This window comes from Acinetobacter chinensis (assembly GCF_002165375.2).
In the GTDB taxonomy this organism is placed as follows: Bacteria; Pseudomonadota; Gammaproteobacteria; order Pseudomonadales; family Moraxellaceae; genus Acinetobacter; species Acinetobacter chinensis.
Genome location: NZ_CP032134.1, coordinates 1,960,550 through 1,981,836, shown reverse-complemented (window position 1 = coordinate 1,981,836; position 21,287 = coordinate 1,960,550). Strand labels below are relative to the sequence as shown.

The following is a 21,287-nucleotide window of genomic DNA, read 5'->3' as shown; positions in this document are numbered from 1 at the left end:
AAGATAGTTTTTTGCGCTGATTTTTGAATTATTTTTGGAGTTATAAAATGTCTAAAGGTCAAACCTTACAAGATCCGTTCTTAAATTCTCTCCGTAAAGAACGTATTCCAGTTTCTATTTTCCTTGTGAATGGTATTAAATTACAGGGTCACATTGAATCTTTTGACCAGTATGTTGTTCTGTTAAAAAATACTGTAAGCCAGATGGTTTACAAACACGCGATTTCAACTGTAGTTCCTGCACGTAACCCACGTCCTGCTGGTGCTCCTGCTGGTCAGGCTGGTGGCTTCGGTGGTGGTGCTCAGGCTGGTGGCTTTGGTGGCGGTCAGGGCGGTGGCTTTGGTGGCGGTCAGGGCGGTGGCTTTGGTGGCGGTCAGGGCGGTGGCTTTGGCGGTCAAGGTGGCTTCGGTGGTCAAGGCGGCTTCGGTGGTCAAGGCGGTGGCTTCGGTGGTCAAGGCGGCTTCGGTGGTCAAGGCGGCTTCGGTGGTCAGGGTGGCTTCGGTGGTCAGTCTTCTACAGGTTTTGATGGCGAATCAAAATTTGAAGACTCGCAGGAAGATGACAACAATCGTTAATATCTGATTGTATTTAAAAGCCCCTGTTTTACAGGGGCTTTTTTTATGCTTAAGCTGCAGGATCTAATGGAGTGCAAATAAAAAAACCAGTGCTTAAAGCACTGGTTTCAATGTTGTCAGTATGAGATCAGCTGTCAGATTTTTTGTTGTTTTTACGATCCAGTGCAGGATCTTTAATTTCAACAAAGGCATTGCTGCGGATTTCGCGTAACCAGCTGTCCAGTTCAGCGTCATACTGACGTTCACCAAGCACCTGACGCGCCATACGTTGCTGGTATTCACTCGTCATATCCTGCTGACGGGTATCTGTGACTTCCAGAATATGCCAGCCGAACTGAGACTGAAATGGCTCACTGATCTGACCCACAGGAGTATTTTTCATTTTTTCTTCAAACTCTGGCACCATCACACCTGGGGAAACCCAGCCCAGACTACCGCCATCACGGGCAGAGCCAGGGTCAGTAGAAAAAGTGGAGGCTAGCTCAGCAAAATTCTGACCCGCTTTTAAGCGGTTGTAGATGCTGTCGATCATCTGTTTTGCATTATCAGGGCTGACTACTTCAGTTGGCTGAATTAGAATATGGCGGACTTTATACTGAGGAATAATGGCTTTTTGCTCAGAACCTTTACGCTCAAGTAATTTCAGAATATGAATACCATCACGTACAGAAATCAGTTCTGTGGTCTGACCAGGTTCAATCGTACTGACGCGGGCTGCAAGTTCAGACGGGATGTCAGACAGGTTGCGGAAGCCCATATCTGAACCTTCAACTTTGGTGCCGGCAGTTGTAAATTTTTTACTGATGGCAGCAATATCATTATTGTCTTTGAGTTCAGCCTGTACCTGTTTGGCTACAGATTCCACATTATTGTTACCTGAAATACGGATGTGCAGAACGTGAACCTGGTTGCCTAATGCAGCCTGTCCCTGAGGTGTTTTCAGGAAGTTTTCAACATCCTGGTCACTGATTTTAATACGTGAAGTCACCACTTGCTGACGCATGCGGTTAATCGTCAGGTCTTCAGCAATACGGGAACGTAAAGATGCATAGGTTCCTGGTGCCATTGCATCCAGTTTTTGCTGGAAAGCTTCGAGACTTGGAGAGCCAGACTGAGCAGCAACTTTCATCACAGCTTCATTCAGGGCTTTTTCATCGGGTCTGATGTTGTAGCGTTTGACCTGTTCGAGCTGTGTCTGGCGGATAATCAACTGTTCAAGCGCCTGTTGTTCTATGTATTGCTCAGGTGGCAGCTGTTTTTTCTGTGATTCCAGCTGATGTTTGATTTCAGCAATGGATTGCGCAAGATCACTGCGGAGAATAACACTGTTGTCTACAACGGCAACGACTTCATCAGTTGACTGGGCAAAAACAGGCAGGGAGGATGAAATTGCTGCTGCCAGTAGCGTTGCTTTAAAAAAAGTTCTTAACTGTTTCGTCTTCATTAACGTTGTGTCCAGGATTGATTGATTTTATTAAAACCTAAAATACGGTTTTCCAGTAAGGAAGCCAGTTTGTTATTGAATCCGCCCAGTCCTTTCAGGTTTATTTCCGCCATGATAGCCCGTTTAGGTTTTACATCTGCGTCATTCACGTTGTCAAGGTCATTATAATAAGAACGGCCATAGACTGAGATGCCCCAGCAACAGGATTCATAGTTGACACCCAGCAGATATTCACGGGCAACATTGTTGTCCATGTCGTACTGTGCATGCCCCATAATACGCCAGTTGTTGTGAACAGGCTGAATGAAAGAGGCAACAACCTGATCGTAGTGATCCTGACGGTTGGTAATATCTTTACGGTAGAAATATCCAACATTGTACAGATTGCCCTGATCGCCAGTGTAGTACAGCTGGAAATCACGCTGGGCATTATCGTTGTTGGACATCCATGCAGAATTTGCCACGACGCTGAAGTTTTCAGACAGCTGACTTGCAAGGCTGACGATAGGTCCTGTGCGACTTTCACGGTCAAATTCATCAGGTGAATTTTCCAGTGTGATACGGCGGTCTTCAAAAAAGAAGCTCTGTCCAACACTGGCTTTGATCCGTTCCAGACCAATATCATCAAACAGACTATAGCTTAAACCGAGAGACAGGAAGTTGTTGTCTTCAAGTCGGTCATGCCCATAAAAACGGTTTGGACTGAACAGCTGGTCATAGTTAATGGATGCTGTTGCAGAGTCAAAGTTAGGGTGGTTCTGCTGATTCTGATACGGTGCATATGCATAGAAAGCACGTGGTGTGATGGTCTGAAGATATTTACCATCTTTTTCAAAAGTCAGACCGGCATCCAGTGTGAACTGTGGAACAGTCACGGAAACTGATTCGTCAGAAGAATTCAGATTCTGTGCTTCAACGGTTTTTTTGTCAAAGAAAGTATTGATATTGGCAACACTGACTTCAGGAATAACAAATGACCATGGATTGCGGTAGTTATAACGCACAGCAAATTCATTATACAGTCGTGTACCACTTGGTTCAGATGTACTGCTGCTTTGATTTAAGGCATTGATGTCCTTTTTGAAATAAGCAGTATCACTGTTAAATTCATACTGCAGACCCTGCAAATCACCTGCTTTATAGTTCAGCAGGAACTGTGGCAGACGGGCATAAGGACGGTCAGACTGAGGTACTTCAGGATCCAGAGTCTGGAAGTCTTCAACTTTCAGTTGAGCCTTTAAACCGGGAATACCATTTTTGTAATTCAGCTCCCATGCACGACGCAGGTTCAGATCTGTTTTAGAGTTTGGGTTGTTGTTCAGGTCTGAAAAATAATCTTTGTCTGAAGCGTAGTTGTATTCGAGATTGGTAGAGAACTGTTTGTTGATCTGCCAGTTATGCAGAAAATGAAGATCCTTACGATCTTCATCATCGTAACTTTTATCTGAAGGAAGATATCCACCCCATAACTGACCTTCACCGAAATTTTCAGTTAAATAGCGGAAACCGCCTTCAAGCATGGGTCCACGGTCACTGATAAACCGAGGTGTGAGCGTTGCATCATAATTCGGTGCCAGGTTTAGATAAACCGGAACGCCAAGTTCAACTCCGCCGTCATTGGTAAAGCCGAAAGACGGTGTGAGAATACCGGTTGTACGTCGGTCATCGATCGGGAAATTAAAATAAGGTACAGCCAGTACAGGCGTATTTTTTACATAAAGCTTAGTGCCGCGGGTTGTGCCACGACCTGTGTCCTGATTCAGTTCGATCTGATCTGCCTGGATTTTCCATCCAGGTGACTGATCAGGTGGGCAGGTTGAATAGGTTGCATTATTCATGACCACAACATTTTCAGAGGTACGGGCAATTTTTTCTGCGCGGCCATGCGCATGCTGTTCTTCAGAAATATAGAAACTGTTGTTCAGTTCGCCTTTCTGAGTTTTCAGGTTGTAATCAATCTGATCGCTTTGAGCCAGCAGACCTGCCTGTGCCATCTGGACACGACCCTGTGCGTTGGCAAACGTCTGTGTTTTATCAATTGTGACTTTGTCTGCACGGATCTGTCGCCCTTCCTGATCAATCAGAACATTGCCTTCCAGTACAGAGTCACCATCTGGATCATAGTGTCCATAATCAGCAGTGACAGTGGATGTCGCCTGATCTGCAGGAACGGGTTTGACTTCTGGGCTGACCGGGGTAATCCAGGCACCGCTGCAGAATGCGGAACTTAAATATTTTCCATTGCGCATCTGAGCTTCGGGTGCAGTTTTATCTACATAATACTGCTCAAAAAACTGCTGACCTGGATATGCTTCCTGGATGGTCTGCTTAAGTTGCTGGTTATTTGTGGTAGAGACCTGATCTACATCCACGGACTCAGCAAAACCCGAAACGGAACTACCGCACAGAAGGGTGAAGATCGCAGTTGCTAGAGGATTGAATTTAAACTGATGCTTCATTTGTCTCATTAACCAGGCATGCTTAATCGCAATTAATTATTGTCGCATCATAGAGAAAAAGTTGATAAGTGGCTACACTTAGCACTTTAAAAACTCAGCCTGTATTAGAATTTATCGCAAATGAATACACAACGTGAACAATTGATACAAACATGGATTACATCTGTACTTGGTTCAGATCAATTTGAAATTAACTTCCTTGCAGGTGATGCGAGCTTCCGTCGTTATGCACGAATCAAATTGAATAATAAAACATTTATGCTGATGGATGCACCTCCTGAAAAAGAAGATTGTGTGCCTTTTGTGACGATAGACGAATTTTTCGATGCTCATCAGGTTCGTGTACCTCATATTGTGGCAAAAGATCTTGAGCAGGGCTTTCTTTTACTTGAAGATTTTGGCGATGTATTACTTTCCACACTTTTAACAGATGAAACTGTGGATGAGTACTATGCGCAGAGTTTTAAGCAGCTGGTACAGTTGCAGTCGATTGATGGTAAAAACCATTTCCCAGAATATGCGTATGAAAAGCTCATTTCAGAAATGGAACTGCTGACCGACTGGATGCTGCCTTCATTGAAGATTCAGCCAACAGCAGATGAGCTGGCACTGATTAAACGCAGTTTTGCAATTCTGGCAAATGCTGCGCTTGCACAGCCTCAGGTGATTGTACATCGTGACTTTCACAGTCGTAACCTGATGAAAATAGAAGGTGAAACGGATCTGGGTGTGATTGATTTTCAGGATGCTGTGATCGGTGCAGATACTTATGACCTGATTTCCATTACACGCGATGCTTATGTGCAGTGGAATCCTGAGCGTGTTTATCAGTGGTTTAAAATGTTCTATGACCTGTTGCCTGAGTCTGCAAAGCAGGATCGCGATTTTGAACAGTTCAGACGTGATGCTGATCTGATGGCGATTCAGCGTCATATCAAAATTCTGGGTATTTTTGTGCGACTGTTTGAACGTGATGGCAAATCAGGCTACCTCAAGGATTTACCCCGCGTGATGTGGTATTTACTTGAAGAAAGCAAAGCGTATGCAGAATTACAACCTTTTATGCAGTTTATTCATAATAGAGTAATGCCGGAATTTGAATCCAAATACGGCAAATATGAGGTTGTTGCATAATGAAAGCCATGATTCTGGCAGCGGGTCTTGGAAACCGCATGCGTCCTTTGACGCTTTATAAGCCCAAACCTTTACTTGAGGTGGGTGGGAAGCCGCTGATCGTCTGGCATATCGAAAAACTGAAAAATATCGGTGTGACCGAAATCATCATTAACTCAGCCTGGCTTGCAGATGTGCTGATCGGTGCATTGGGCGACGGTTCTCAGTTTGGGGTGAATATCCGCTGGACACGTGAAGATGAAGGGCTTGAAACCGCTGGTGGAATCATCAATGCTTTGCCTTTACTTGGCAGTGAACCGTTCATACTGATCAATGGTGATGTCTGGACAACTTTTGATTTTGCTTCACTGCTGGATGTAAATCTGCAGCAGGATCTGGCGCATCTGGTGTTCGTGCAGAATCCTGAACAGCACCCTAAAGGTGATTTTACACTGGCGGATGGGCGTGCTTATACATTTGATCAGCACCGTGAAGGTGAGAATTTAACATTCAGCGGCGTTTCTGTGATTCATCCTGAAATGTTCAATGGACTGGAAGCAGGAAAACGTCCACTGGCACCTATTTTAAAGCAGGGAATGCTGGATGGGCGGATTTCTGCAGAAAAAATGCGAGCTGCCTGGGTGGATGTAGGTACACCTGAGCGCCTTATGGCACTTGATTCGCAAATTCGTCAGGGTGAATATGCTTAAGTGCATATTCACTAATCATCGGCTACTGTGACTATAACGATAAATCGGTATACTTCCACCTAACTTTCTCGGGACGTTTTATCTATGCATCCTTTTTTTCAGGAACTTAAACAGGGCAGTCTGGCACTTGGGCTTGAACTCAATGAAGATGCCTTAACTTTGTTACTTAAATACCAGGATGCACTGGTACTCTGGAATAAAGCCTATAATCTGACTGCAATCCGTGATCCTAAGGAAATGCTGGTCAAGCATCTGCTCGACAGTCTGAGTATTCTGAAAGATCTGCCTGCAGGTCGTCTGCTGGATATCGGGACGGGTGGCGGTATGCCAGGCATGATTATTGCCTTATGTCAGCCTGAACGTCAGTGTGTGCTGCTGGATTCAAACGGCAAAAAAATCCGTTTCCTTAAACAGTTTATTGCTGACCTGAAACTGCAGAATGTGATTGCTGTGCAGACACGGGTTGAAAACGAAGACAGTATTAATGAATTGGGTAAATTTGATGTCATTACCAGTCGGGCATTTGCATCATTAACCGATTTTATAGCTGCTTCTAGACCGTATATGCATGATCAGAGCATTATTGCTTCAATGAAAGGTCTGATTCCAGAAGATGAAGTCAAAGCTGTAGAAAAACAGTTCAGCTGTGACATTATTGAACTGAAAGTTCCGAGACTAGATGAACAGCGTCATTTGCTGTTATTAAAACAAATTTAAGACTTAAGAGTTGGGGTTTCCATGGCGCAAATTATTGCAATCGCGAATCAGAAAGGTGGTGTTGGTAAAACGACAACAGCTGTAAACCTTGCTGCTTCTCTTGCTGTTCTGAAAAAGCGTGTGCTGCTGGTCGATATGGATTCCCAGGGTAATGCCACGATGGGTTCGGGCATTCAGAAAAATGATTTACTTTATTCCATTACTGATGTTTTATTGGGTGAAGTGCCGATTGAGACAGCCATCACCAAGGCAGAAGTCGGTTATAAAGTACTTGGTTCAAATCGTGATCTGGCGGGTGTTGAGCTTGTCATTGCAGAGCAGGAAGGCAGAGAGTATATTCTGCGCAATGCTTTGCAGCAGATTGAAAAAGACTTTGATTATATCATTGTTGACTGTGCGCCAAGTCTGAGCCTGATCACAGTAAATGCGATGGCAGCTGTACACAGTGTGCTGATCCCGATGCAGTGCGAATATTATGCACTGGAAGGCCTGGCAGATCTGACACAGACCATAGACCGCATTCAGCAGGCACTGAATCCTGAGCTTGAAATTATGGGTGTGCTGCGTACCATGTACGATGCCCGTAATGCTTTGACGCGTGACGTATCCGCAGAGCTTGAACAGTATTTTGGGAAAAAACTCTACGATACTGTGATTCCACGAAATGTCCGTCTGGCAGAAGCACCGGCACATGGTTTACCTATTATTTATTTTGAAAAAAGCTCAAAGGGTGCTGTGGCGTATTTAAACCTTGCGGCTGAAATGTTGAAAAAAAGTAAAGTGAAAAAAGGAACGAAAGCATGACCACAAAAAAACGCGGATTAGCTAAGGGTCGTGGTCTGGATGCCCTGTTGGGTTCCATTCAGAAAGAAAAATTACAACTCGAAGTTCAAACCTTGGATCATGGTCAGCTGAAACAGATTGATGTGAATTTGCTGAAGCGTGGTGAATATCAGCCACGCCGTTTCATCAACGAACAGGAACTTGAGGAGCTGGCGGCATCCATTAAAAAACATGGTGTGATGCAGCCTATTGTTATCCGCTCTGTTGCAGATGATGAAATCCATCCTTATGAAATTATTGCGGGTGAGCGTCGCTGGCGTGCTGCAAAACAGGCTGGTCTGACTGAGATTCCGGCGATTGTCCGTGATCTGACAGATCAGGTTGCGATTGCTCTGGCACTGATTGAAAACATTCAGCGTCAGGATCTGAACCCGATTGATCAGGCAATGGCATTACAGCGTTTCCATGAAGAATTTGGTCTGAGCCATCAGGAAATTGCAGAAACAGTAGGTAAAGCGAGAACGACAGTCAGTAATTTACTTCGATTGCTTGCACTTGCAGAACCTGTGAAAGATCTGATGCAGCAAGGTTTGCTGGATATGGGGCATGCCCGCGCAATACTGACACTGAAAGAAAAAGAACAGCTGAAAGTAGCACAGCAGGTTGTTGAAAAAAATCTGTCCGTCCGTCAGACAGAACAGATTGTCCGTGATATGAATACGCCGAAACAGGAAAAGAAAAAACCTGAACTTCAGTCGGATATACAACAACTGACTCAGCGCTTAACTGAGCGTTTCAGTGCGGATGTAAAAATTGATCATAATAAGCAGGGTAAAGGAAAACTGGTTATTCATTATCATTCGCTGGAAGAACTGGATGGTATTTTAAATATCTGTCTTGCTGAATAATTTTATCGTTTTAAATTTTTTAAATTTGCAGTTTTGAAAGTCTTGGGGAAGCGGAATGTGGGAGTTGGTTAAAGCTGGTGGGTGGCTGATGTTGCCGCTTGTGATCTGTTCGATTTTTACTGTTGCAATTGCAATTGAGCGTTTCATTCGCCTGAAAAAATCGAATATTTTACCTGCGGGCTTGCTGCTGAGTCAGGGAGCGGGAGTTAAAGGTGTAATGCAGTACCTGAAACAGAATGATTCGGCACAGAGCAGTACACTTGGGCGGATTTTTATGGCAGGGTATCAGAATCGCCAGCAGCCTGAAAATTATGCTCGCGCTCAAATGGAAGCCACAGCTTCTCAGGAAATCGGATATCTTGAAAAAAATATCAATTTTCTGGGGACTTTAAGTGCTGTTGCTCCATTGTTGGGTTTGCTGGGTACAGTACTGGGAATTATTGAATCATTCCTGGTGATTGACCTGGGAACTAACAGTAATCCAACACTCATGATTCCGGGTATTTCCAAGGCTTTGATTACAACAGCAGCAGGTATGCTGATTGCTATCCCTGCGCTGTTTGCATACCGTTATTTTCAGCGGCTGGTTCAGGAGTACATTGCGGAACTTGAACAGCAGTCAACACTTTTTCATGCAGCACTTTTCTATCAGAATGATTCTGTGGAAGAACAGGAAGTGAAGAAAGCAAGTTAAGGTGAAATATGAAATTTAAACGTACACAAGTGGAAGATATTCATATTAACCTGACGCCAATGATTGACTGCCTGTTGTTCATATTGGTGTTCCTGTTACTTTCCACAACATTTAATCAGTTCAGCCGTATGAATCTGACTTTACCTGATGCCCAGGGAGTACCACCGAAGCAGTTCAATCATAAGATTGAAGTTGTGGTGGATGCTTCCGGGCATTACTCGGTCAATGGACAGGCATTGTCCAGTAAAGAATCAGCAGATTTAAATACGGCAATTAAACAGATTTCCAATGATCAGCGTGATTTAATGTTTGTCATTGCTGCTGATGCAAAAGCAACGCATCAGGATGTAATTCGAGTCATGGATGTTGCAGGGCAATTGGGCTTTGTTAACATCAATATCAGTACGAAAGTGCCGTCCAGGGGTTATTAATCAGTGAACCACGATTTAAAAGTTTATTTGCGCCTGCTCAGTTATCTGAAACCATTCTGGGGTCTGATGATACTGGTTGTTGTAGGTTTTGCTATCAATGCAGCAACGGAAGTGTCGGTAGCCAAATTGCTTGAAAAAATCATTACTGCAATTCAGGACAGGGATGAAAGTTTCACTTCGCTTTTCCCGTTTCTGGTTGTTCTGTTGATTTTTTTCCGTGGTGTAGGGAGTTTTGTCGGTGGATATTACACCTCAGTCATTTCCCGGAATCTGGTTTTTAACATCCGTCAGGAAGTGTTTGCCAAGTTACTGAAACTGCCGTCACAGTATTATCTGGATAATACCAGTGGGCACATTACAGCCAAAATCATGTACAACGTTGAGCAGTTGACGGCGGCGTCGACTGATTCACTCAGAACGTTGGTTCAGCAGGGCTTGATTGCAATGGCTCTGCTTGGGTATCTGCTTTACAGCAACTGGCGTTTAACACTGTGTATTCTTGTTTTTGGTCCACTGATTGGTCTTTTAATCCGTAAAGCTGCCAAGCGTATGCGTACATTGTCTATGCAGGTACAGGATACCATGGGTGATGTCAACCATGTGGTTCAGGAAACGGTAAACGGTAACCTGGTCGTCAAAAGCTTTGGCGGACAGACTTATGAGCAGGAACGGTTTAAATTACATTCCCTTGAAAACCTGCGTCGTGGTCTGAAAATGGTGGTTGTACAGCAACTGAACAGCCCTGTTGTGCAGCTGATTATGGCCATGTCGCTCAGTATTATTATCTGGATTGCATTGCGCCCTGAAATTCTCAGAGAAACCACCACGGGTGAATTTGTTGCGTATATCACAGCAGCAGGTATGCTCAGTAAGCCTATCAAAGCGCTGACAGATATTAATGAAAAACTTCAGCGTGGTATGGCTGCGGCATATTCAGTGTTTGAACTGCTTGATCTGCCGGAAGAAAAAAATACAGGAACTCTGACACCTGCTTTAAAAGGTAATATTCAGTTTGAAAATGCTGGACTGATCTATGCTGATGGACATGAGGCGATTAAAAACTTCAACCTGAATGTAAAAGCAGGTCAGACCGTCGCACTTGTAGGACGTTCAGGAGCAGGCAAGACTTCACTGGTGAATCTACTGGTCAGATTCCAGGAGTTGAGCTCAGGTCGTATTTTATTGGATCAGTATGATATTCAGGATATTGAAATCACCAGTCTGCGGACTCAGATCGCCATGGTCAATCAGCAGGTCGTTCTGTTTAACCGGACTGTCCGTGAAAATATTGCGTACGGGCAGCTGGAAAATGCAACAGATGAACAGGTGATTGCTGCTGCAAAAGCAGCTTATGCACATGATTTTATCATGTCCTTACCTCAAGGTTATGATACGCAGCTGGGTGCTCAGGGCTTGAACCTTTCTGGCGGTCAACGTCAGCGGATTGCCATTGCTCGGGCTATCCTGAAAGATGCACCGATTTTAATTCTGGATGAAGCAACAAGTGCGCTGGATAACGAATCCGAATATTTCATTCAGCAGGCATTTGATGCTGCGATGCAGGACAGAACCACTATTGTTATTGCACACAGACTCTCTACCATTGAAAATGCAGATCTGATTGTTGTGATGGACAAAGGGATGATTGTAGAGCAAGGTACTCATGCAGAACTGATTGAAAAGCATGGCGCTTATTATCAGTTGCATCAGCGTAACTTTGAGGAACAGTAATTATGTCACTGGCGCAATTCATTCAGGATGCCTGGAATAAACAGGCAGGATGGCTGATTGTGCTTCGACCTTTGTCGTGGCTGTATCGTGGTGGTTTTCTGCTGAACAGAAAACTCTATGAAATGGATGTTAAACAGGCTTATACAGCTCCTGTTCCTGTCATGGTTATTGGAAATATTACAGTAGGTGGCAGTGGAAAAACTCCGCTTCTGATTCAGCTTGTGACCTATTTGCTTAGACATCATGTCAAAGTAGGTGTCATCAGTCGTGGTTATGGTGGGAAAGGTCCATTTCCTGCATTTGTTGGACTCGATGCTCTACCTGAAACCGTCGGAGATGAACCCTGTCTGATTGTTCAGTCAACGGGTGTGCCTATGGCTGTGGGGTCGAACAGGCAAAAAAGTATTGAGCTGTTGCTTGAAAAATATGAACTGGATCTGATCATCAGTGATGATGGATTACAGCACCATGCACTGAACCGGCAGATTGAGTGGATTGTTCTGGATAATAACCGTGGTTTAGGTAATGGGAAAATCCTTCCTGAGGGTTATCTGAGAGAACCTCCGTCCAGACTTGAAGGGGCTACTGTGATTGAGCATGCAGCAGAGCCTGAAAGTGAGCTATATATGCACCTTGAAGTTGCTGAACCTTATCTGTTGAATGCAATGGATGGACGGGTGTTTAATCCAGAAGCAGATTTTTACGCAGTTGCAGGTATTGGTTTTCCTCAAAGATTTTACGCAACGCTCGAATCTATGGGTATACACCATTTTCAGTGTCATGAGTTTCCCGATCATTATGAATATGAGATTGCGGATTTTCAGTTTGATGACGCAAATCCGGTGATTACAACCGAAAAAGATGCAGTTAAAATTTTACCTTTATTGAAACAGAACCCAGCTTTTAATCGTGAAATCTGGGTGGTTCCTGTGGAAGCAGTACTCTCTGAGGCATGCTATCTGAAACTGCATCAGCAGTTGCAGGAATCAGGCATTCAGATCTCTTAGGCGACTTTATGAAACACATTGTTATTCCTGCCCGTTTTTCCAGCTCACGTTTACCGGGTAAGCCGTTATTGCAGATTCATGGTCGCGCAATGATTTTAAGGGTTGTGGATCAGGCTCGAAAAGTCGAGGGTTTTGACGATCTCTGTGTGGCGACGGATGATCAGCGGATCGCAGATGTCTGTATTGCTGAAGGTGTGGATGTAGTTCTGACATCACCTGATCACCCATCGGGTACGGATCGGCTGAGTGAAGTTGCAAAAATTAAAGGCTGGGCTGCTGAAGATATTATTGTCAATGTACAGGGTGATGAGCCTTTGTTGCCTGCTCAGCTGGTTCAGCAGGTTGCTCAGTTACTTGAAATGAAACCATTGTGTTCAATGTCTACGTTATGTGAGCCGGTCACAGATCTGGATGAATTCAAGCGCGACAGTATCGTCAAAGTTGTCATGTCACGTTTTAATGAAGCACTGTATTTCAGTCGGGCAACGATTCCTTATGACCGTGATGGCAATAAACAGGAAAATCCAGCTTTGCATAATCAGGCATATCGTCATTTGGGTATTTATGGCTACCGTGTCAAACTGCTTCAGGAATATGTTGGCTGGGAAATGGGGATGCTGGAAAAACTGGAAAGCCTCGAACAGTTAAGAGTACTTGAAAATGGTCACCGGATTGCAATTGCTGTTGCAGAAGCAAGTCTGCCACCAGGTGTGGATACACAGCAGGATCTGGATCGTTTAAATGAACTTGATATCAGTCTTTTTCAGTAAAAGCAGGAATCTCGAATGCTGAGTGAGGTTGAGGCAAGGGTCTATCCTTGGCAACAGGATGTCTGGAATACGCTCACAGGGCGCTTTCCTGCAATTGGTCATGGTTTATTGTTTTATGGCAAAAAAGGATGTGGGAAAGATGCTTTTGCCAAGCAGTTTCTTGCCTGGATACTGTGTTCAAACCGTCATGTGGATCGTGTAGCATGTGGTGAATGTGGCAGTTGCCAGTGGCTAAAGTCGGATACGCACCCCAATTATGTATACATCACGACCGATGAAGAAAATAAAAAGCAGAACGCGAAAATTAAGATCGAGAAGATCCGGGATTTATTACCATTTGTGCAGCAGACAGTGGATGGCTGGAGAGTCGTTGTTATTGAACCGGCAGAAGCCCTGAATATCGCCTCGGCAAATGCATTGCTGAAAACACTGGAAGAGCCTGGTGACAGAGTCATCATCATTTTACTGGCAGATCACTTTCTTAAACTGCCTGCGACTGTCCGCAGCCGTTTACAGCACTTTGCCATGGATCGTATAACTTCAGCGCAGTCGGATGAGTTTTTAAGTCAGTATTTACCTGAAGACCTGCAGCAGCAGAAACAGCTGTTGCTGAATCTTTCAGGGCAGATGCCATTACAGGCAGTTCATCTGGCAGAGAGTACGTGGTTTTCAAGAAGGAATGACTTTTTAAAGGACTGGCAGAAACTGGTACAGCAGAAAAATATGCCAATGGCAACAGCGACCAGATGGAATAAAGAGCTTGGTTTCAATGAGTTCAGTCAGATGTTTGAATACTTGTTGTCAGACCTGATTTGTGTCAAGCTCAATCAGCAGGTGAATAATACTGATCTGGACTTTACAGTACTTGCGGAGCAGTACACACTTGAAACATTATTTGGAATCTATGCAGATTTACAACAATCAAAAAAAATGACTGAGCAGAATATACAGGGAAATCTTGTACTTGATCAGTTGTGTATAAAGTTAATGAATGTTTAAAGGGGAACAGTATGCAGCCACGTATGGGTGGGATTATTCAGGCAAATATTCCTGATAAAAATACACTTTACGCAAGTTATATGCCTTATGTTGTGGGCGGAGGTCTGTTTATACCATCAAAACAGCCGGTGAAACTGGGTGAAGAGGTTTTTGTACTGGCAACATTGCCGGAACAGTCTCAGAAAATCCCTTTAACAGGGAAAGTTATCTGGATTGCACATAAGCAGAATGGTGCAAAACTTCAGGGTTTTGGTATTCAGCTGATGGGTGAAAAGGGTGTTTATTACAAATCAGAAGCGGAAAAACTGCTTGCGGGTATTAAGTCTGACGGCAGATCCAGTTACACTATGTAGGTTAAAAACTTCATAGGATCAGACCGTGTTTGTAGATACTCATTGCCACTTAACCATGCTCGACCTTACACCTTATAATGGTGATGTGGATCTGGCACTGGCTCAGGCACGTGAAGCCGGCGTCAGTAAGTTTATGGGTATCTCTGTCGATCTGGATGATCATATTCCTTTGTCAGAGATTGCAGCCCGTCATGATGACGTGGGTTATACCGTTGGGGTACATCCCTGTGAAGATGTTCAGACCATGGCACGGGCAACTACTGAGTGTCTGATTGAGCTTGCACAGTCTGAAAAAGCCTGGGCACTGGGTGAAACGGGTCTGGATTATTTCCATAGTCAGGATTTTATTGCTGAACAGAAAGCCTGTTTTGCACGACATATTCATGCATCCCAGGCAGTATCCAAACCTGTGGTAGTTCATACCCGATCTGCGAAGCATGACACTGTGGATATTATCCGTGCAGAAAAATCCACACACGGTATTCTGCACTGTTTTACCGAAGATTGGGAAACGGCTAAAGCTGTACTGGATTGCGGATACTACATTTCATTTTCGGGCATTGTTTCTTTTAAAAATGCGCAGGATTTGCGTGATGTCGCAAAACAGGTACCACTGGACAGAGTGTTGATTGAAACTGACAGTCCGTATCTGGCTCCGGTTCCATATCGTGGTAAAACTAATGAACCAAAATACGTTCCATATGTAGCAAAAGCGCTAAGTGATGTATATGATAAGTCACTTGAAGAAATGGCATTTATTACAATGCAGAATTTTGAAAACCTGCTGAAAATGAAATAAATAGCTTGAATAAACAGTTAGAAGCATAGAAGAGAGTGACAGGGTGAAGATGGATCGTCAGGCGCAGTTCAGGGCAAGAGAATCATTGATTTTTCAGGTGGCGGAACAGCTGCTGCTGGAAAATGGCGAGTCAGGAATGACGCTTGATGCGCTCGCAGCTGAACTTGATCTTGCAAAAGGAACACTCTATAAGCATTTTCAGAGTAAGGATGAGCTGTATATGCTGCTGATCATCCGCAATGAAAATATGCTGTTGGAGATGATAAAAGACACTGAAAAACAGTTCCCTGAACACCTCGCATTCTTTATGCTGCATCATTTGCATCATCCTGAACGTACTGTGCTGTTTCATCAGATCGAAGAGAGACTTTCAACCACAGGTGTAGGAATTTATCATCTGTTCAGTGAGCTGTATCAGATCAGGCGTCAGCGTCTCAGACTGATTATACGTATGACGGAAACCTATCTGCTGGATATACACAGTGCAATGACAGTCAGGGATTATCTGGCTTCCATCTGGGCACTGACACATGGTGCTGCTGCAATTCTGAATTCAAGTTTTTATCAGCGTTATCTGGGCTCCAGGGATACACTGCGTGTCGCCTACATTGATCAGGCACTGGCTTTGCCTAAGCATGCCAGTCATGCGCAGCAGGTTGCCTGAAGGTTCATATGAATATGCGACCATCATCAATACAGGGTTTTACACTGGTCGAATTGATGGTGGTGATTGTGATTATGGCAATCATGGCTTCCCTAGTGTTAATGAACACAGGTGGTGTTGATCAGCGCAAAGCAATGCAGTCCAGGGCTGTCTTCCTGATGGATATGAAAAAAATCCAGCGTGAAGCAACAGACCAGTCAAGAATACTGGCACTGAATGTTCAGAGTGAAACAGATGTGTCACCGTTTCGTTATACTGTAGTTGAATACCAGAACCCGACTGTACAGCAGATAAAAATTTCAAGGCTGGATAAAAAACAGATCTGGAAAGAATGGGCAGAATTTAAATCAAAAGAATTGCCGGAAGAAGTCAGTTTTACAGTGAAGTCACTTGATTATCAGTTTCAGAATGCAGCGAATACTGAACTGATCTCAAATGATGCTCCACAGCTGGTATGGCTTGGGAATGGTGAGGCAAAACCTGTAAGAATTCAGTTCTATTTTCAGCAAAAGCCTATTGGTCAGGAAATAGAAATTGATCACCTGGGTAAGATTCATGAAGAAAAATAAAGGATTTACCTTACTTGAAGTGATGGTTGCTCTCGCAATTTTTGCCACAGCAGCAATGGCGCTGACCAAAGTGGCGATGCAGTATACCCAAGCAACCTCCAATGCCGTTCTGCGCACCAAAGCACAGTTTGTTGCAATGAATGCAGCAGCGCAGATGGAAATCAACAGAGAATGGCTGGAGGGAACTCAGTCAGAGCAGGTGGAACAACAGGGCGAAAACTGGCAGATTGATAAAAGTACTCAGCCCACAGTCAGTCCTGATGTGCAGCGTGTCACTGTTCAGGTGAGTCTGTTCAATAAGGAAACAGGCAAAGTCGAAGCCGGTATTACCAATATTGTGTTCTTTAATTATCGGATAGCTGCATCATGAGCAGGTCAAAAGGGTTTACCCTTGTTGAGCTGCTGGTTGCAATTGCAATTTTCGCAGTGCTCTCTGCACTCGGCTGGAAAGTGTTTGATTATCTCTCGAAGGTCAGTGAGCGTAATGAAATGCATGAGGCGAATTTATCCGCCTTACAGGAAGCCCATCAGCAGATTCTCAGAGACAGTCTTCAGATTGCACCATTAACTGCAAATATCAAAGGTGAAACAGCTCCTGCGCTGATTCTGCAGAATGGTGTGCTGATTTTCAGTAAAACAGGTGTTACAGATCCTCTGGCCCAGGGCACACCACCCGATGAGCGGGTGGAATACCGTTATCGTGCAGATGAAAAAAAACTCTATAGATTAAAATACAGTTACCTGAATCAGACAGGGCAGGAACAGCCAGTTTCGAGCGTGCTGCTTGAAAATGTTGAACAGTATGATGTTTCTGTCCTGAATCCGGCAGAGCTGAAAAGCTGGCCTGAGGCGACGGCAGATGCAGAAAATGTTCAGCAGAAAGCATTGTTACCCAGGGGAATCATGCTGAGTCTGACCGTACAGGGGATATCCTATCAGTGGTTGTATAGCCTGTTGAATACAGACTTTCTGAAACAGGAAGCCGTAAAATAAATGAAACAGAGCCAACGTGGAATTGCACTGCTGACTATTCTGATCATGGTTGCTCTGGCAACTATACTAGCTGCTATGATTGCCAAAAGACAGTCCGCGACTGCTGAAAGTACTGCTTATGTCATGCGGCAGAATCAGTCTTTGTATTATGCAAAAAGCGCTGAATCCTTTTTTTCAGAACTGCTGGTGGATGATGCTGAAAATGCTGGTGAAGTGGATCATCAGCAGGAAACCTGGGCTAAACCTATGCCTGCATTTCCTGTGGATGACGGATATGTGGCAGGAATTTTACGTGATGAAAGTGGAAAGTTTAATTTAAACAGTCTTGTGGATAAGAGTGGAAAAGTAAATGCTCAGGCAAAAAACTGGTTTGAAAAACTGCTTGTAAAAGCAGGTTTGCCGGCTCAGCTTTCTGAGGCAGTGATTGACTGGCAGGATGCTGATGATGAAACATCAGGTTCAATGGGTGCGGAAAGTAATTATTATCAAGGTCTGAATCCAGGTTATTTACCTGCAAACAATAAGTTTCACAGCGTTGAAGAGCTGAAAATGGTCAGAGGATTTGAAGGGCAGAAATATCTGCAGCTGGAACCGTATGTAACTGCAAATCCTTCGACTGAAGCTAAGGTCAATATCAACACTGCATCTGCTTTTTTACTGGCAAGCATGGATGAGCAGCTGGATGAAAAAGCGGTGCAGAATATGTTGAACACGAAACAGAGTGCACTTGAACACTTTAAATCTGTAAATGAACTGTGGGATGTTGAACCATTTACTCAGGTCGATAATGAAAAAAGAGTTCAGTTGAATAACCTTCTGGGTGTTCAGTCCACATTTTTCAGAGCTCAGATTGAAGTCTCACTGGGTGAGCGTGTGCGACAGTTCAATTCATTGCTGGTTCGTCAGGATAAGAAAGTTTATATACTGAAAAGAAGTATGGCGCCCTTTACACCTATTGAGATCAGCGACTCTGCACAGGATGCAAAATACTGATATTTTATTAAGATAAGTCTCAATGGTAAAATTGATGCCTATCCTGTCGCTTTTGCATTATAATCAAACACAATTCATATTTTTCTGATTACATCAAGGTATATGTTAATACGTAAGCTTTTTAAGTTTGAAAATGCTCATATTGTGCGGAACTGCACATCAGACCGTTGCAAACGCTCTATTCATGGTCACAGTTATAAAGTTGAACTGCTGCTGAAAGCAAATCGGCTTGATCATGGTCAGATGGTATATGACTTTGGTCTGCTTAAAGGTGTAATAAAAGATATTTTTGACAGCTTCGATCATGCGATCTGTTTCTGGCAGAAAGATGATGCTGAATATATTGCTGCATGTAAAAAATTCAGTGCGCGATGGGTTGCACTGCCAGTTTCACCATCAGCAGAACAGTTTTCCCGAATTTTTTTCTACCTTGCTCAGCAGATTCTGTGCTCCACTGAAACTCAGAATGGCGAGGGGGATGTGGAAGTGTATTCGGTTATTGTGCATGAAACAGATACCGGTTATGCACAGAGCTTTATCGAAGATATTGAAAATGAGCAGATGGGGTTGTTGAGTCTGCAGCAGATAGAGTTTTCGGAGCAGGTTCAGTCAGAGTGGGCTGATCCCGAAATGTATGAAAAACTGAAACAGGGTGTCAAATTTCTGAATCCTGCTGTGGAACTTCAGGTTCACAGTGAATAAAACCAGTCCATCGTACTGAAAAGGAATCAGGGATTATATGTCTTTAACGGAATCACAGCAGATAAAACTGGATAAAATTCAACTCGAAGCACAATGGAAAGACGGGTTGAAAGATTTTCTGCTCAGTCCTGTCATGGATGAGCTGAAAGCATTTCTTGTAAATGAAATGCAGGAAGGTAAAGTGATTTATCCTTCAGGATCATTGATCTTTAATGCGCTGAATACAACACCTATGGCGAATGTAAAAGTCGTTATTTTAGGGCAGGATCCATATCATGGTCCAGGTCAGGCTCATGGTCTAAGTTTTTCAGTGCAGAAAGGGGTTGCATTACCACCTTCTTTACGTAATATTTTTCATGAATTACACAATGACCTGGGGATTCCTGTCTCTAAACATGGCAATCTGAGCCATTGGGCAGAACAGGGTGTATTACTGTTAAACAGTGTTTTAACAGTTGAAGCAGGTATGGCTGCTTCACATCAGAAGCGTGGATGGGAAGATTTTACTGATCACGTGATTGATGTTTTAAATGAACAGCGTGAGCATATTGTCTTTATCCTTTGGGGGGCATATGCGCAACGTAAGGGGCAACGGATCGACCCGACAAAACATCTCATACTGAAAGCTGCACATCCTTCTCCGCTTGCAGCGAACCGTGGTGGTTTTTTTGGTTGTAAAGTTTTTTCTAAATCCAATAATTATCTGAAACAAAATGGCATTGAGCCCATAGACTGGCAGCTGGACGCATGACAAATTCTCCTGTATTAAAAAATTATCATCCGGATATTCTTGTAGAAGAAGCAAAGAATGGATGGCGTATTGTTCGACTGAACCGCCCAAAATCTCTGCATGCTCTGGATGAATCCATTGTTACTGCGTTACTGGAAGTTTTTACTGACTTTCATGATGACAGCAGTGTTAAAGCTATCTGGCTTGATTCAACAACACCAAAAGCATTCTGTGCTGGTGGTGATGTCCGTAAACTCCGTCAGCTTGTCATCAATGATGAAGTGGATACTGCCAATAAATTCTTTGAGCAGGAATATGCGCTTGATCTGCTGCTGCATAACTATGCAAAACCTGTACTTGTATGGGGTGAAGGTTATGTGATGGGTGGTGGGCTTGGTCTGTTTATGGCTGCACCATTCCGTCTGGTGACACCTTATTCAAGACTGGCTATGCCTGAAATCAACATTGGACTTTATCCTGATGTCGGGGCAACACGCTTCCTGGCAGATCGGGGTGCAATTGGTCTGTTTACTGGTCTGACGGGTTCAATTATGACCGCTGCCGGTGCCTATGGTATTGGATGGGCTACGCATATCTGCGATACACAGCGTGATAATGTCCTTCAGAAAGTCATTAATATTGATTGGGATCATTATCCGGCAGGTGATTTCAGAGCAATTGATGACACACTGAACAGTATGCACCGTCCAGTTGCACCTGGTCCTCTGCAAAACTCACTTGATGTGATTCAGAGCGTATGCCGAGGTGTAAATTTTGAACATGATTATGAATCCATCATTGGTTTAAGTGACGCCCGCAGTGACTGGCTTCGTCAGGCGAGTGAAAACCTTCAGAAAGGTTCACCAACCACGGCTGCATTAACCTGGCTTTTATGGCAATGGGGTAAGCAGGTACATGCCTGGAATGAAGTTTTTGAGCTTGAAACTCAGATTTCAGATTGGAAAATCCGTCACCCTGACTTTGTTGAAGGCGTGCGCGCCCGCCTGGTTGATAAAGACCTGTCTCCAGAATGGAAAACCGGCGCTGATATGTCCTTAAAAGGCATTCTTTCAGATAATCCTCCTTTGGCTGAAAATGAAAGCTGGATGGCTTTACTGAAACAGTACGGTGTCGTCAGTTGAT

General features: G+C 43.9%; 24 protein-coding genes. 22 read left to right on the top strand and 2 right to left on the bottom strand.

Annotated elements, in window-relative coordinates:
• The first annotated feature begins 47 nt into the window (after nt 1–47).
• A complete protein-coding gene (gene hfq / locus CDG60_RS10425) occupies nt 48–575 on the top strand; it encodes an RNA chaperone Hfq (RefSeq protein ID WP_087512309.1) in 528 nt (175 codons plus the stop codon).
• A 127-nt stretch (nt 576–702) separates the two neighbouring features.
• Here the strand turns inward: hfq and CDG60_RS10420 are convergent, their stop codons facing one another.
• Together CDG60_RS10420 and lptD are read right to left on the bottom strand one after the other, a co-directional pair.
• Nucleotides 703–2,019, bottom strand: coding sequence for a peptidylprolyl isomerase (locus CDG60_RS10420; RefSeq protein ID WP_087512308.1), 1,317 nt, complete (start codon nt 2,017–2,019; stop codon nt 703–705).
• Entirely contained in the window at nt 2,019–4,478 is a 2,460-nt protein-coding gene (gene lptD / locus CDG60_RS10415) for an LPS-assembly protein LptD (RefSeq protein WP_087512407.1), read from the bottom strand. Before lptD ends, CDG60_RS10420 begins: the two co-directional genes overlap by 1 nt.
• Before the next feature lie 120 nt (nt 4,479–4,598).
• Here lptD and CDG60_RS10410 point away from each other — a divergent pair, with 120 nt between their 5' ends.
• From CDG60_RS10410 to CDG60_RS10310, 21 genes are all read left to right on the top strand, one after another.
• Complete coding sequence (locus CDG60_RS10410; RefSeq protein WP_087512307.1) at nt 4,599–5,612, top strand: aminoglycoside phosphotransferase family protein; 1,014 nt, start codon at nt 4,599–4,601, stop codon at nt 5,610–5,612.
• Nucleotides 5,612–6,301, top strand: coding sequence for an N-acetylmuramate alpha-1-phosphate uridylyltransferase MurU (murU, locus tag CDG60_RS10405; RefSeq protein WP_087512306.1), 690 nt, complete (start codon nt 5,612–5,614; stop codon nt 6,299–6,301). Before CDG60_RS10410 ends, murU begins: the two co-directional genes overlap by 1 nt.
• 84 nt (nt 6,302–6,385) lie before the next feature.
• Nucleotides 6,386–7,018 (top strand): 16S rRNA (guanine(527)-N(7))-methyltransferase RsmG, encoded by a 633-nt coding sequence (rsmG, locus tag CDG60_RS10400; RefSeq protein ID WP_087512305.1) that lies wholly within the window; start codon nt 6,386–6,388, stop codon nt 7,016–7,018.
• Nucleotides 7,019–7,039: 21 nt separating this feature from the next.
• Nucleotides 7,040–7,822: a ParA family protein gene (locus CDG60_RS10395; RefSeq protein WP_087512304.1), complete on the top strand. Its 783-nt coding sequence runs from the start codon at nt 7,040–7,042 to the stop codon at nt 7,820–7,822.
• Nucleotides 7,819–8,709, top strand: coding sequence for a ParB/RepB/Spo0J family partition protein (locus CDG60_RS10390; RefSeq protein WP_087512303.1), 891 nt, complete (start codon nt 7,819–7,821; stop codon nt 8,707–8,709). Before CDG60_RS10395 ends, CDG60_RS10390 begins: the two co-directional genes overlap by 4 nt.
• 55 nt (nt 8,710–8,764) lie before the next feature.
• Nucleotides 8,765–9,403, top strand: coding sequence for a MotA/TolQ/ExbB proton channel family protein (locus CDG60_RS10385; protein WP_087512302.1), 639 nt, complete (start codon nt 8,765–8,767; stop codon nt 9,401–9,403).
• 8 nt (nt 9,404–9,411) lie between these two features.
• The gene (locus CDG60_RS10380; RefSeq protein ID WP_087512301.1) at nt 9,412–9,834 is read left to right on the top strand and encodes an ExbD/TolR family protein; all 423 of its coding nucleotides are present in this window, start codon (nt 9,412–9,414) and stop codon (nt 9,832–9,834) included.
• A gap of 3 nt (nt 9,835–9,837) precedes the next feature.
• On the top strand, nt 9,838–11,565 hold the full coding sequence (gene msbA, locus CDG60_RS10375) for a lipid A export permease/ATP-binding protein MsbA (RefSeq protein ID WP_087512300.1): 1,728 nt from the start codon (nt 9,838–9,840) through the stop codon (nt 11,563–11,565).
• A 2-nt stretch (nt 11,566–11,567) separates the two neighbouring features.
• Complete coding sequence (lpxK, locus tag CDG60_RS10370) at nt 11,568–12,572, top strand: tetraacyldisaccharide 4'-kinase (RefSeq protein ID WP_087512299.1); 1,005 nt, start codon at nt 11,568–11,570, stop codon at nt 12,570–12,572.
• Between the two features lie 8 nt (nt 12,573–12,580).
• The gene (gene kdsB, locus CDG60_RS10365) at nt 12,581–13,342 is read left to right on the top strand and encodes a 3-deoxy-manno-octulosonate cytidylyltransferase (protein WP_087512298.1); all 762 of its coding nucleotides are present in this window, start codon (nt 12,581–12,583) and stop codon (nt 13,340–13,342) included.
• 15 nt (nt 13,343–13,357) lie between these two features.
• Complete coding sequence (locus CDG60_RS10360; RefSeq protein WP_087512297.1) at nt 13,358–14,341, top strand: DNA polymerase III delta subunit-related protein; 984 nt, start codon at nt 13,358–13,360, stop codon at nt 14,339–14,341.
• 11 nt (nt 14,342–14,352) lie between these two features.
• A complete protein-coding gene (locus CDG60_RS10355) occupies nt 14,353–14,694 on the top strand; it encodes a PilZ domain-containing protein (RefSeq protein WP_087512296.1) in 342 nt (113 codons plus the stop codon).
• Between the two features lie 25 nt (nt 14,695–14,719).
• Nucleotides 14,720–15,493, top strand: coding sequence for a TatD family hydrolase (locus tag CDG60_RS10350; protein WP_087512295.1), 774 nt, complete (start codon nt 14,720–14,722; stop codon nt 15,491–15,493).
• A 49-nt stretch (nt 15,494–15,542) separates the two neighbouring features.
• The gene (locus CDG60_RS10345) at nt 15,543–16,157 is read left to right on the top strand and encodes a TetR/AcrR family transcriptional regulator (RefSeq protein ID WP_087512294.1); all 615 of its coding nucleotides are present in this window, start codon (nt 15,543–15,545) and stop codon (nt 16,155–16,157) included.
• A gap of 8 nt (nt 16,158–16,165) precedes the next feature.
• On the top strand, nt 16,166–16,726 hold the full coding sequence (locus CDG60_RS10340) for a pilus assembly FimT family protein (protein WP_087512293.1): 561 nt from the start codon (nt 16,166–16,168) through the stop codon (nt 16,724–16,726).
• A complete protein-coding gene (gspI, locus tag CDG60_RS10335; protein ID WP_087512292.1) occupies nt 16,713–17,096 on the top strand; it encodes a type II secretion system minor pseudopilin GspI in 384 nt (127 codons plus the stop codon). Before CDG60_RS10340 ends, gspI begins: the two co-directional genes overlap by 14 nt.
• Nucleotides 17,093–17,719 carry a type II secretion system minor pseudopilin GspJ gene (gene gspJ, locus CDG60_RS10330; RefSeq protein WP_087512291.1) on the top strand — a complete coding sequence of 209 codons (627 nt, stop codon included), beginning with the start codon at nt 17,093–17,095 and terminating at the stop codon, nt 17,717–17,719. Before gspI ends, gspJ begins: the two co-directional genes overlap by 4 nt.
• On the top strand, nt 17,720–18,712 hold the full coding sequence (gene gspK, locus CDG60_RS10325; RefSeq protein WP_087512290.1) for a type II secretion system minor pseudopilin GspK: 993 nt from the start codon (nt 17,720–17,722) through the stop codon (nt 18,710–18,712).
• A 102-nt stretch (nt 18,713–18,814) separates the two neighbouring features.
• The gene (locus CDG60_RS10320) at nt 18,815–19,414 is read left to right on the top strand and encodes a 6-pyruvoyl trahydropterin synthase family protein (RefSeq protein ID WP_087512289.1); all 600 of its coding nucleotides are present in this window, start codon (nt 18,815–18,817) and stop codon (nt 19,412–19,414) included.
• Nucleotides 19,415–19,451: 37 nt separating this feature from the next.
• Nucleotides 19,452–20,165: a uracil-DNA glycosylase gene (gene ung, locus CDG60_RS10315; protein WP_087512288.1), complete on the top strand. Its 714-nt coding sequence runs from the start codon at nt 19,452–19,454 to the stop codon at nt 20,163–20,165.
• A complete protein-coding gene (locus CDG60_RS10310; RefSeq protein WP_087512287.1) occupies nt 20,162–21,286 on the top strand; it encodes an enoyl-CoA hydratase/isomerase family protein in 1,125 nt (374 codons plus the stop codon). The genes ung and CDG60_RS10310 overlap by 4 nt, the downstream gene beginning before the upstream one ends.
• Nucleotide 21,287: the final 1 nt, after the last annotated feature.

What these genes read in the sequence shown, in the direction of transcription:
- lpxK (WP_087512299.1), top strand. Translation starts at nt 11,568, where the DNA reads ATGTCACTGGCGCAATTCATTCAGGATGCCTGGAATAAACAGGCAGGA.
- gspK (WP_087512290.1), top strand. Translation starts at nt 17,720, where the DNA reads ATGAAACAGAGCCAACGTGGAATTGCACTGCTGACTATTCTGATCATG.
- CDG60_RS10310 (WP_087512287.1), top strand. Translation starts at nt 20,162, where the DNA reads ATGACAAATTCTCCTGTATTAAAAAATTATCATCCGGATATTCTTGTA.
- CDG60_RS10340 (WP_087512293.1), top strand. Translation starts at nt 16,166, where the DNA reads ATGAATATGCGACCATCATCAATACAGGGTTTTACACTGGTCGAATTG.
- hfq (WP_087512309.1), top strand. Translation starts at nt 48, where the DNA reads ATGTCTAAAGGTCAAACCTTACAAGATCCGTTCTTAAATTCTCTCCGT.
- CDG60_RS10420 (WP_087512308.1), bottom strand. Translation starts at nt 2,019, where the DNA reads ATGAAGACGAAACAGTTAAGAACTTTTTTTAAAGCAACGCTACTGGCA.
- CDG60_RS10380 (WP_087512301.1), top strand. Translation starts at nt 9,412, where the DNA reads ATGAAATTTAAACGTACACAAGTGGAAGATATTCATATTAACCTGACG.
- CDG60_RS10395 (WP_087512304.1), top strand. Translation starts at nt 7,040, where the DNA reads ATGGCGCAAATTATTGCAATCGCGAATCAGAAAGGTGGTGTTGGTAAA.
- rsmG (WP_087512305.1), top strand. Translation starts at nt 6,386, where the DNA reads ATGCATCCTTTTTTTCAGGAACTTAAACAGGGCAGTCTGGCACTTGGG.
- ung (WP_087512288.1), top strand. Translation starts at nt 19,452, where the DNA reads ATGTCTTTAACGGAATCACAGCAGATAAAACTGGATAAAATTCAACTC.
- CDG60_RS10410 (WP_087512307.1), top strand. Translation starts at nt 4,599, where the DNA reads ATGAATACACAACGTGAACAATTGATACAAACATGGATTACATCTGTA.
- gspI (WP_087512292.1), top strand. Translation starts at nt 16,713, where the DNA reads ATGAAGAAAAATAAAGGATTTACCTTACTTGAAGTGATGGTTGCTCTC.
- kdsB (WP_087512298.1), top strand. Translation starts at nt 12,581, where the DNA reads ATGAAACACATTGTTATTCCTGCCCGTTTTTCCAGCTCACGTTTACCG.
- CDG60_RS10345 (WP_087512294.1), top strand. Translation starts at nt 15,543, where the DNA reads ATGGATCGTCAGGCGCAGTTCAGGGCAAGAGAATCATTGATTTTTCAG.
- CDG60_RS10360 (WP_087512297.1), top strand. Translation starts at nt 13,358, where the DNA reads ATGCTGAGTGAGGTTGAGGCAAGGGTCTATCCTTGGCAACAGGATGTC.
- CDG60_RS10385 (WP_087512302.1), top strand. Translation starts at nt 8,765, where the DNA reads ATGTGGGAGTTGGTTAAAGCTGGTGGGTGGCTGATGTTGCCGCTTGTG.
- lptD (WP_087512407.1), bottom strand. Translation starts at nt 4,478, where the DNA reads ATGAAGCATCAGTTTAAATTCAATCCTCTAGCAACTGCGATCTTCACC.
- CDG60_RS10355 (WP_087512296.1), top strand. Translation starts at nt 14,353, where the DNA reads ATGCAGCCACGTATGGGTGGGATTATTCAGGCAAATATTCCTGATAAA.
- murU (WP_087512306.1), top strand. Translation starts at nt 5,612, where the DNA reads ATGAAAGCCATGATTCTGGCAGCGGGTCTTGGAAACCGCATGCGTCCT.
- CDG60_RS10320 (WP_087512289.1), top strand. Translation starts at nt 18,815, where the DNA reads ATGTTAATACGTAAGCTTTTTAAGTTTGAAAATGCTCATATTGTGCGG.
- gspJ (WP_087512291.1), top strand. Translation starts at nt 17,093, where the DNA reads ATGAGCAGGTCAAAAGGGTTTACCCTTGTTGAGCTGCTGGTTGCAATT.
- CDG60_RS10390 (WP_087512303.1), top strand. Translation starts at nt 7,819, where the DNA reads ATGACCACAAAAAAACGCGGATTAGCTAAGGGTCGTGGTCTGGATGCC.